Origin of the sequence: Serratia sp. PGPR-27 (genome assembly GCF_022678525.1) — a bacterium.
In the GTDB taxonomy this organism is placed as follows: Bacteria; Pseudomonadota; Gammaproteobacteria; order Enterobacterales; family Enterobacteriaceae; genus Serratia; species Serratia nematodiphila.
The window spans coordinates 126,257-136,122 of the sequence record NZ_JALBYS010000007.1 but is presented as its reverse complement, the minus strand read 5'-3'; the positions used below and the strand labels follow the sequence as shown (position 1 = coordinate 136,122).

7 protein-coding genes and 1 other RNA gene are annotated in these 9,866 nt (G+C 60.0%); 5 read left to right on the top strand and 3 right to left on the bottom strand.

Annotated elements, in window-relative coordinates:
* Nucleotides 1–94: 94 nt before the first annotated feature.
* The 3 genes from MMS95_RS06310 to pnuC all read left to right on the top strand — a co-directional run bounded on the left by MMS95_RS06310 (nt 95) and on the right by pnuC (nt 2,348).
* Nucleotides 95–219, top strand: a non-coding RNA gene (locus MMS95_RS06310) — RtT sRNA.
* Between the two features lie 321 nt (nt 220–540).
* Nucleotides 541–1,602, top strand: a complete 1,062-nt coding sequence (gene nadA, locus MMS95_RS06305; RefSeq protein ID WP_060558799.1) for a quinolinate synthase NadA — start codon at nt 541–543, stop codon at nt 1,600–1,602.
* Between the two features lie 20 nt (nt 1,603–1,622).
* Nucleotides 1,623–2,348 (top strand): nicotinamide riboside transporter PnuC, encoded by a 726-nt coding sequence (gene pnuC, locus MMS95_RS06300; protein ID WP_242141493.1) that lies wholly within the window; start codon nt 1,623–1,625, stop codon nt 2,346–2,348.
* Nucleotides 2,349–2,383: 35 nt separating this feature from the next.
* Here pnuC and zitB read toward each other — a convergent pair whose 3' ends face one another.
* Genes zitB through MMS95_RS06285 form a run of 3 tightly spaced genes read right to left on the bottom strand, consistent with a single transcriptional unit; the run spans nt 2,384 to nt 7,148 of the window.
* Nucleotides 2,384–3,346 (bottom strand): CDF family zinc transporter ZitB, encoded by a 963-nt coding sequence (gene zitB, locus MMS95_RS06295; protein ID WP_015376984.1) that lies wholly within the window; start codon nt 3,344–3,346, stop codon nt 2,384–2,386.
* The gene (locus MMS95_RS06290; protein WP_242141492.1) at nt 3,346–6,546 is read right to left on the bottom strand and encodes a transporter substrate-binding domain-containing protein; all 3,201 of its coding nucleotides are present in this window, start codon (nt 6,544–6,546) and stop codon (nt 3,346–3,348) included. The genes zitB and MMS95_RS06290 overlap by 1 nt, the downstream gene beginning before the upstream one ends.
* Nucleotides 6,543–7,148, bottom strand: a complete 606-nt coding sequence (locus MMS95_RS06285) for a response regulator transcription factor (protein ID WP_033634136.1) — start codon at nt 7,146–7,148, stop codon at nt 6,543–6,545. Before MMS95_RS06285 ends, MMS95_RS06290 begins: the two co-directional genes overlap by 4 nt.
* 212 nt (nt 7,149–7,360) lie before the next feature.
* Between MMS95_RS06285 and aroG the strand changes: the two genes are divergently transcribed.
* The gene (gene aroG / locus MMS95_RS06280) at nt 7,361–8,413 is read left to right on the top strand and encodes a 3-deoxy-7-phosphoheptulonate synthase AroG (RefSeq protein ID WP_033633901.1); all 1,053 of its coding nucleotides are present in this window, start codon (nt 7,361–7,363) and stop codon (nt 8,411–8,413) included.
* Nucleotides 8,414–8,674: 261 nt separating this feature from the next.
* Nucleotides 8,675–9,865, top strand: coding sequence for a DUF898 family protein (locus tag MMS95_RS06275; RefSeq protein ID WP_156865286.1), 1,191 nt, complete (start codon nt 8,675–8,677; stop codon nt 9,863–9,865).
* Nucleotide 9,866: the final 1 nt, after the last annotated feature.

The following is a 9,866-nucleotide window of genomic DNA, read 5'->3' as shown; positions in this document are numbered from 1 at the left end:
AATCCTGCACGACCCACCAATTCAGAAAAAAGCGCCTTTTGGCGCTTTTTTCGCATCTGCGCCACCTGACTCTGCCTTTATCCTCTTACTGACATGGCCCACTGAGTCGTGCGGGTGAGATCCAGCGTTCAGGTTCGAGCATCGCGCAGCGATACGACAACGCGCAGCGTTGCCCGCAGGGTGAGGCCACAGGCCGAATCAATCCTGCACGACCCACCAATTCAGAAAAAAGCGCCTTTTGGCGCTTTTTTCGCCTCTGCAGCACCCCAACCTGAATCCCTGCTTTCTCGTTTCAACACTGCATCGATCGGCATCTCGCTCTTCTCTGAACGCCATACGCCCTCACCAGGACATTATCCGTCGTGATCTGCGTGGTCAATGTCTGTATTTTTAATCTATTAAACACTGAGTGCGTAAATATGAAAATATCAGCGGACTTTTCGCGCGGTTTTAGGTATTTTGTTTAGTATATAAAACGAGGGGCGTTGCGGCAGGCGATATTCACGCGGCAGGCGCCCAGCCTAGCATGAGATTGCAGCGATGAGTGAAATGTTTGATGTCAACGCGGCGGTGTATCCCTTCCCGCCGAAACCGGTACCGCTGGACGTAGCGGAAAAAGCCTTTTATCGCGAGAAGATCAAAACCCTGCTCAAGCAGCGCAACGCGGTAATGGTCGCCCATTATTATACCGACCCGGAAATCCAGGCGCTGGCGGAAGAAACCGGCGGCTGCGTGGCGGATTCGCTGGAAATGGCGCGCTTCGGCAGCTCGCATCCGGCTTCCACGCTGTTGGTGGCCGGCGTACGTTTCATGGGGGAAACCGCCAAGATCCTCAGCCCGGAAAAGCAGGTGCTGATGCCGACGCTGTTTGCCGAATGTTCGCTGGATCTGGGCTGCCCGGAAGAGGAATTTCATGCGTTTTGCGACAGCCATCCCGATCGCACCGTGGTGGTCTATGCGAATACCTCGGCGGCGGTCAAAGCGCGCGCTGACTGGGTGGTGACCTCCAGCATCGCCGTCGAACTGATCGAGCATCTGGATAGCCTGGGCGAGAAAATTATCTGGGCGCCGGATCGTCATCTCGGCAGCTACGTGCAGAAGCAGACCGGCGCCGACGTGTTGTGTTGGCAAGGCGCCTGCATTGTCCATGACGAGTTTAAGACCCAGGCGCTGCGGCGCATGAAGGCGCTCTATCCGCAGGCGGCCATCCTGGTGCATCCCGAATCGCCTCAGGCGGTGGTCGAGCTGGCGGATGCGGTGGGATCGACCAGCCAACTGATTCAGGCGGCGAAAACATTGCCGCATCAACAGCTGATTGTCGCCACCGATCGCGGTATCTTTTACAAGATGCAGCAGGCTTGTCCGGACAAGGAACTGTTCGAGGCGCCGACCGCCGGAGAAGGCGCGACTTGTCGCAGCTGCGCGCACTGCCCGTGGATGGCGATGAATGGCCTGAAGGCGATTGCCGAAGGGCTGGAGCGGGGGGGCGCGCAGCATGAGATCCACGTGGACGCCGCGCTGCGTGAAAAGGCGCTGGTGCCGCTGAACCGCATGCTGGATTTCGCCGCTCAGCTTAAGATGCAGGTTAAAGGCAACGCTTAACCGTTTAAAAGGATGACCTCATGAGCTTCTTCAGTACCAGCAATATTTTGGTGCATATTCCGCTTGGCGCGGGCGGTTACGATCTGTCGTGGATCGAAGCCATCGGCACACTGTTCGGGTTGCTGTGCATCTGGTACGCCAGCAAGGAAAAAATCATCAACTACCTGTTCGGCCTGATCAACGTCACGCTGTTCGCGGTGATTTTCTTCCAGATCCAGCTGTACGCCAGCCTGCTGCTGCAGCTGTTTTTCTTCGGCGCCAATATTTACGGTTGGTATGCCTGGAGCCGCCAGACGCAGGATAATCAGGCCGAGCTGAAGATCCGCTGGCTGCCGCTGCCGAAAGCGTTGGCCTGGGCGGCGGTTTGCGTCATCGGCATCGGCCTGATGACTTTCAACATTGACCGCGTGTTCGCCTGGCTGACGCAGATTGCGGTGGCGGTGATGCAAGGGCTGGGGCTGAACGTACAGATGCCGACGCTGCAGCCGGACGCCTTCCCGTTCTGGGATTCGGCGATGATGGTGCTCTCCATCGTGGCGATGATCCTGATGACGCGCAAGTACGTGGAAAACTGGCTGCTGTGGGTAGTTATCGATGTCATCAGCGTGGCGATCTTCGCTTACCAGGGCGTGTACGCGATGGCGCTGGAGTACGTCATTCTGACGCTGATCGCGCTGAACGGCTCCTGGCTGTGGATCAAGAGCGCCGGGCGCAACCATTCCAATCCGTTATCTTCCGCTCCGTAACAACGCAGAGGGCGCCGTGATGGCGCCCTCTTGGCTTAGTGGCGATGTCCCAGATGGGAGTGCGCTTCGGCATGTGAGTGTTCACTCGGCTCCGGCGCCCGGTTGATGCCGCAGTCCGGCGTCTCGCAGTGCCGGTACTCCATCTGAATGGTCACGTGGCCGATCTTGTAGTGTTCCAACAGATAAGCCTGGATGCGTTGCAACAGCCCATCGTGGTCATGCGGCGGGATCACCTGCGCATGCAGCGTCATCAGCTTCTGTTCGCCGATCTGCCAGACGTGTACGTGGTGGATATTGCGCACTTCCGGGATGTTCAGGCACAGGTCTTTTTGCAGCTTGGCGATGTCGACCTCCTGCGGCGTCCCTTCCAGCAGCTCGTGGAAGCTCTCCTTCAGCAGCCGCCAGGCGCTGCGCAGCACCAGACAGGAGACCAGCACCGACAGGATCGGGTCAATCGGCGTCCAGCCGGTGGCGAGAATAACGATGGCGGCGACGATGGCGCCCACCGAGCCGAGCAGGTCGCCCAGCACATGCAGCGCGGCCGCTCTCACGTTGATATTTTTCTCTTCGTTGCCGCGATGCAGCAGCCAGAAGGCGAACAGGTTCGCCAGCAGCCCCGCTATGGCGATGATCAGCATCGGAGTGCCCATCACCGGCTGGGGTTCGAAGAAACGCCGTATCGCCTCCCACAGGATGAATACCACGATCACCAGCAGCGCCGCGGCGTTGAGGAAGGCCGCCAGGGTGGTCAGGCGCAGATAGCCAAAGGTGTGGCGCGCGTTGGGCTTGCGCTGGGAAAAGTGCACCGCCATCAGCGCCACCAGCAGCGCGGCGGCATCGGTCAGCATGTGCCCCGCGTCGGCCAACAGCGCCAGCGAGCCGGACAACAGGCCGCCGACCACCTCGGCCACCATAAAGACGGCGGTGACTAAAAAAGCGGTCAGTAGGCGTTTACTATTACTGTCTTTCGGCAGGTGTACGTGTGGAGTGTCCGACATTATTCATCCTTATGCATAGCGAAAGTGGGGGCGGCGGCGAGCAGAGCGTCCAGCTCCGGTTCTATCTGCGCCACTAACGCCTTTAATTTAGTATAAGCGGCGGCGGCAAGCTCGCCCCGACGTGCGGTTCCCACCAGTTGCTGGCACAGCTGCGCGGCTTCCGGCAGCTGCAGCATCAGCAGGCTGCCCTTGATGCGGTGCGCCGCCTGTTCCAGGCGTGGCCAGTCGCTCGCGGCGACGGCATCCGCGAGCCGCTGCCGGTCTTGCCGCAGCGTGTCGCTGAGCGTCTGCGCCAGCCGCTGCATCATGGCGCGATCGCCGCCCGCCATTTCGGCCAGCGTTTGCCGCAGGTCAGTAAGGACTGACTTTTCTTCCTGAACCTGCGGTTGCTGAGCCAATACCTGGCCGATCGCCGCCAGTGAAATCGGCTTGGTCAGGAAGTGGTCGATCGCCACCAGCCCTGGCGGGATGCGGGTAAACTCCTGCACGTCTGCCGAGCAGAGCACGATGCGGCAAGGCGGGCGCCGTAGCCGCTGTTCGTCGCGGCGGATCAGCCTGGCCAGCGTCAGGCCGTCCGGGCGCGGCATGTTATAGTCGATAAACAGCAGATCGAAAGGTTGCCGGCGCTGAGCCTTCAGCAGCGCATAGCCTTGTTCAAAGCGGGCCGGCTGCAGCCCGAAGTGGCGCAGCTGGCGTTCCAGCAACAACAAATTGGTGGGATGGTCGTCGATCAGCGCGGTACGCAAGGTGGAAGACGGCAGAGCAAAGGTGTGCTCCTCCTGGGCGCCAGCCGTCGCGGCGCCGCTCAGCTCGACCGGTATCGCGACCTCGACGCGGGTGCCGACGCCCGGCTGCGAGTGCAACTCGATGCGGCCGCCCATCTGTTCGACGATTTCTTTGCAGATCGACAGGCCCAAACCGGTACCTTGCACCGAGATGCGTTGCGCGCCGCGCGCGCGGTAAAACGGTTGGAACAGTTTGCCTATTTCATCGGCGGCGATGCCGCAGCCGCTGTCGTTCACCGTTAATCGCAATTCCCCCTGCCGCTCATCCTGCGCGCGCCAGCCGACGTAGACCTGAATGGCGCCGCGCGGCGTGAACTTTATCGCGTTGTTTATCAGGTTGTTAGCCACCTGAAGTAAACGCTCACCATCAATAATCACCGCCTCCGGCAGAGCCGGATCCGCCACCACGCTCAAGGTCAACGGCCGTTCGCCGATAAGCGGCCGGTAAAGGGCGTCGATGCGCGCGACCCAGGGGCGCAGCGCCACCGGTTTCGGCGCCAGCGTCAACGACCCGGTTTCCAGCCGCGCGTGATCCTGCAGGTCGTTGAGCAGGTTGAGCAGCGATGAGGCCGAACTGTAAATCACCGGTAGGCCTTCCGGCGCAGGTTGGCGTTTGAGCTCCAGTTCCAGCAGGCCGAGGATGGCGTGCATCGGCGTGCGCAGTTCATGGCTGACGGTGGCGAGGAATTTGCTCTTCATGCGGTTTTCCGCTTCGGCGCGGCGGCGCGCCTGCTCGAGCTCTTCGCGTTCGCGTTTTTCACGGCGCTGCAGCATGAAACGGCGCAGCGTCAGCGCCAGCAGCAGCACGGTGGCGGCGGCCAACAGCGCCAGCAACCAGGTGGTCTGCGGCGGCATGCGGTTGTCGTTCACCGCGTCGATCAGGTTGCTGCGGTCGACGATCCACTCGTCGCGCAGCGATTGCAGGGTATCCGCCGGGATCTGCATCAGGTTCTTATCCAGGATCGCCAGCAGCAGCGGCCGATCGCGGCGCACGCCGAAGGCCACCGGATAGGGGATGTTGTTGGCGGCGAAGGCCAGCTTGATGGCGCCGGAATAGCGCGACAGCGCCAAAAAGTTGGCGGAGATGACGTTATCCACCAGCGCATCCAGCTGGCCGTTGGCCAGCGCGTCGTACATCGACTTGCTGTCGGCGAAGCTGACGGTCTGTTCCTGCTCCGGCACCAGCCCCTGAGCCAAATCGCCCTGCAGCACGCCGATGCGCTTGCCGGCCAGATCGCTCCAGGTCGAGACGCCGTTGGCATACTGGCCGACGTAAACGCCCCACAGCGAACGGTGGATCGGCATGCTGGCGCCGTAGCGCGCCTTGACGCCGCGCGCCAGCGGCAGGGCGGCGCGGAAGCTGGCCTGGCCGGACTGCACCAGCTGATCGGCCTGCTCGGCATTGCGCGCCCACAGCGGCGCGAAACGCAGCCCGGTGTTTTGCGCGATGATGTTGAGAATATCGATGGCGTAGCCGCGCGGCTGGCCGTCGGAACCGCGGTAGGCGAACGGGAAGTTGTTCTCGATGGCGGCGTAGTAAACCACGCGGTGGCTCGCTACCCAATTCTTCTCCATCGTCGTCAGATCGGCATTGCCGGTATCGAGGTAGCTGGGGATCTTTTTGCTCCAGCGGCTCTGCAGGGCATTCATCAGTTCCATCGGCGCGTCGGCGATGGCGGTGTTCAGCGTGTCTATCAGCCGCGGATCGGCGGCGGCGAACACGAAGGAGAGGTTGCCCAGGTTCTCGTTGCTTTCAATCTGATAGAGCTGGCCAAGCTGCAGCTGGTCGATGATAAAGCTGGCGCTGGCCTCGTCGGCGATAAAGTAGTCGCTGCTGCCGTTCAGCAGCGAATAGACCGCCTGCAGGTTGTTGTCGTAGCGCTGGATCTGCGATGCCACCGCCTGCAGGGCGCCGCCGGACTGCATGTCGGTCAGCGCGCCGATCGCGACGCGGGCGTTGGCGGAATTGAGCATCACCGGCCGATCGTTGCTGCGATCGCGCAATACGCGCAGGTTGCTGACGTAGTAAGGCTGGGAGATCTCCAGCCCGTGCAGCGCTTCGCTCTGCGGGATGCCGTACAACAGATCGACCTTGCCGTCGTGCAGCGCCTGCTCCAACTGGGTCAGGTCGGCGAAGCCGTAAATGGCGAAGCGGATGCCGGTCACCTGCTGAATATAGCCGAGGTAGTCGGCGTTCAGCCCATACAGATCGTCATCCACAATGATGTTGTACGGGCTGGTGTTCTCACTGATGATGCCGACGCGCAGCGTGCGGTCGCGCCAGGGATTTTTCTCGCCGACGATCAGCATATTCTCGGGGGGATTCAGGTTGCTGACCAGCTGATAGCGCACCGGCTCCCCCGCCTGCGCCAGGCCGCACCACAGGATCAGCAGCAGCAGGGCGCGGCGCATCATGGCGCCAGCTCTTTAAACACCGCTACCAGCTCCAGCAGATTACCGGCGCCGGTTTTGCGCTGGATGTTTTTCTTGTGGGTGCTGACGGTCTTGTTGCTGATGTGCAGCCGGTCGGCGATCTGCAGGTTGGACAGCCCCTGGCTCAGCAAACCCAGCACCTCGAGCTCCTTGGGCGTGAGCAGCCCGCCGTCCGCCGTCGGCGCTTCTTCGGCCAGCGCGGCGGCGGGGAAACTGGTTTCACCGTCCAGCACCTGCTCGATCGCCTGCACCAACTCCGCCAGCGAGCTGCCTTTGTTGACGAAACCGTCGGCGCCGGCGGCATGCGCCATGCGCGCATACACATCGGCCTCTTGCGCGGTATAGATCAGGATCTTCTGTTGCGGGTAGCGGCGGCGGATTTTTTTCAACAGCTGCAGCCCGTCGACCTGCGGCAGGCCGATATCCAGGATCACCAGGCTGAAAGCGGTCTCGGCCAGCAGAGCCAGCGCCTGGACGTCGTCCTGCGCCGCCTGCAGACGGTAGGGGCGGGATGATTTCATTAGCGCCGCTTCCAGTGCGACATGAACCACCGGGTGGTCATCAACTAATAACAGAGAAGGCATGTTCAACTCGGGTCGCTTTATATTCCGATCGCTAGCATAGCGAAAAAGGAGGCTCTGCGCTCCCCTGATGAAACAGCACAATCTGCTGTTAATTTGGCGGTTCCAGCGGAGGGGGGCAAAGGTGATTTACAGCGCCATTCCCACAGGCTAGATTGTTGGGATCTACACCGTTACGCACTGCGAAATACCCCTCGATACCGAATGGAAAAGCTATGAATTACCAAAACGACGACTTACGCATTAATGATATTAAGGAACTCCTGCCGCCGGTGGCTCTGCTGGAGAAATTCCCGGCCACTGAACGCGCGGCAAAGACGGTGTCCCAGGCCCGCAGCGCAATTCACAATATCCTTCGTGGCAGCGACGATCGCCTGCTGGTGGTGATTGGTCCTTGCTCCATCCACGATACCCAAGCCGCCAAAGAGTACGCGGGGCGCCTGCTGGCGCTGCGTGAAGAACTGAGCGGCGAGCTGGAAGTGGTGATGCGCGTATACTTCGAAAAACCGCGCACCACCGTGGGCTGGAAAGGCCTGATCAACGATCCGCAGATGGACAACAGCTTCAACATCAACGACGGCCTGCGCCTGGCGCGCAAGCTGCTGGTGGAGATCAACGACAGCGGCCTGCCGGCCGCCGGCGAATTCCTCGACATGATCACGCCGCAGTACCTGGCGGATCTGATGAGCTGGGGCGCCATCGGCGCGCGCACCACGGAATCGCAGGTGCACCGCGAGCTGGCCTCCGGCCTCTCGTGCCCGGTCGGTTTCAAGAACGGTACCGACGGCACCATCAAGGTGGCGATCGACGCCATCAACGCCGCCGGCGCGCCGCACTGCTTCCTGTCGGTGACCAAGTGGGGCCACTCGGCGATCGTTAACACCAGCGGCAACGGCGACTGCCACATTATCCTGCGCGGCGGCAAAGAGCCGAACTACAGCGCGGCGCACGTGAAGGACGTCAAAGCCGGCCTGAGCAAAGCCGGGCTGCCGGCGCAGGTGATGATCGACTTCAGCCACGCCAACAGCAGCAAACAGTTCAAAAAGCAGCTGGACGTGAGTGCGGACGTGTGCGGGCAGATCAGCGGCGGTGAAAAAGCGATTATCGGCGTGATGATCGAAAGCCACCTGGTGGAAGGTAACCAGAGCCTCGAAAGCGGCGAGCCGCTGGTTTACGGCAAGAGCGTCACCGACGGCTGCATCGGCTGGCAGGACACCGAAACCGTGCTGCGCGATCTGGCGGCGGCGGTGAAAGCGCGCCGCGGTTAATCGCGTAAAGAGGGGCTCGCCAGCGGGCCCTTTTTCTATTTACCTTAAAATTTTATATCTCCTGTCAATTTAAGGCCTACAGTCAATAGGCTTACTAAATCTTTAAGCGACCCCCTTCGCATTATTCCTATTTAAGAAAAGAATAATTGTCACTGCTCGCGGCATTGTGCTTATATAAGACGCTTTTTTTATTCCATAAACCCCGCGGGCCTAATAAGCGGGGGAGTGGTATGACCTTTTTCCTTTCAGGATGAAAGAATTATGACAAACAATACCTCGCAGCCGCTGGGGCTGCACCGGATTAAATTCCATGGGAAAGGTGGTGAGTACTTCGCTATTTGGTTAGTCAATGCATTATTGACCGCCCTGACCCTGGGCATCTATTCCGCCTGGGCGACGGTGCGCCGTCGCCGCTATTTTTACGGCAACACGGAATTGGACGGCGATCGTTTCGACTACCATGCACAACCGCTGCAAATTCTGAAAGGGCGGCTGTTGGTGATCGGCGGCATCATCGTGTTTTATATCTTGCTGGCGATAACGCCACTGTTGGGGCTGCTGGCTTTGCTGGTGTTGCTTGCCCTGCTGCCGTGGATCGTTATCCGCAGCTGGCGCTACAATGCGATTATGTCGAGCTATCGCGGCGTGCGTTTTAATTATGTCTGCCGCACCGGGCGCGCCTATTGGGCTTTACTGTTCTGCCCGTTATTGCTGATTATCGGGCTGTATGTCGGTCTGATCATCTTGCTCGGCATTGGCAGCGGTCTTGGCAGCATCAACGCCATCGCTTTTATGCTGGTGCTGACGTTGATTTTGGCCGTGCCGGCATTTGCGGCGGTAAATGGTATTATTAGCGCACTGCAGCATGATCTGTACGTTAATAACCTGTTCTTCGGGCGCACACCGTTTATTGCCGAACTGAAGAAATCAGCCTTTATCAAATTTGCCTTGATCGGCCTGCTCATATTCCTGCCATTCATGTTGGTCGCGTTGGTGTGCATCGGTTCGTTCTTCTTTACTCTCTATCAGATGGTGTTGATGGGGATGTTAACCAACGAAGCCATTGATGTGCTGGTGCTGGACAATATCAGCAGCCTTCTGCTGATGATGGTGGTGCTGTTGATTGGCGCGCTGGTGGCCAGCAGCTACCAGGTCGTTGCCCAGCGCAATTATCTGTTTAACCAGGCAAGGCTGAACGGCGACATCAAGCTGCATTCCTCAATGAAAACGATGCCGTATATGGGATTGTTGATCACCAATACCCTGATTACCCTGTTCTCACTCGGTTTGGCGGCGCCGGTGGCGGAAGTGCGTCATGCCCGTTATCTGGCGGCCTGCACGGCGGTTGAAGGCGATCTGGCGCTGCTGGACATTACGGCGCATCAGGAAAGCGCCAACAGCGCGGTGGCCGAAGAAGCGCTGCAGGCGCTGGATCTGGGCGGCAACTTCTGAG

Bases quoted from the DNA above. Each gene is read 5' to 3' on its own strand.
- aroG (WP_033633901.1), top strand. From the start codon at position 7,361: ATGAATTACCAAAACGACGACTTACGCATTAATGATATTAAGGAACTC.
- MMS95_RS06275 (WP_156865286.1), top strand. From the start codon at position 8,675: ATGACAAACAATACCTCGCAGCCGCTGGGGCTGCACCGGATTAAATTC.
- nadA (WP_060558799.1), top strand. From the start codon at position 541: ATGAGTGAAATGTTTGATGTCAACGCGGCGGTGTATCCCTTCCCGCCG.
- MMS95_RS06290 (WP_242141492.1), bottom strand. From the start codon at position 6,546: ATGATGCGCCGCGCCCTGCTGCTGCTGATCCTGTGGTGCGGCCTGGCG.
- zitB (WP_015376984.1), bottom strand. From the start codon at position 3,346: ATGTCGGACACTCCACACGTACACCTGCCGAAAGACAGTAATAGTAAA.
- MMS95_RS06285 (WP_033634136.1), bottom strand. From the start codon at position 7,148: ATGCCTTCTCTGTTATTAGTTGATGACCACCCGGTGGTTCATGTCGCA.
- pnuC (WP_242141493.1), top strand. From the start codon at position 1,623: ATGAGCTTCTTCAGTACCAGCAATATTTTGGTGCATATTCCGCTTGGC.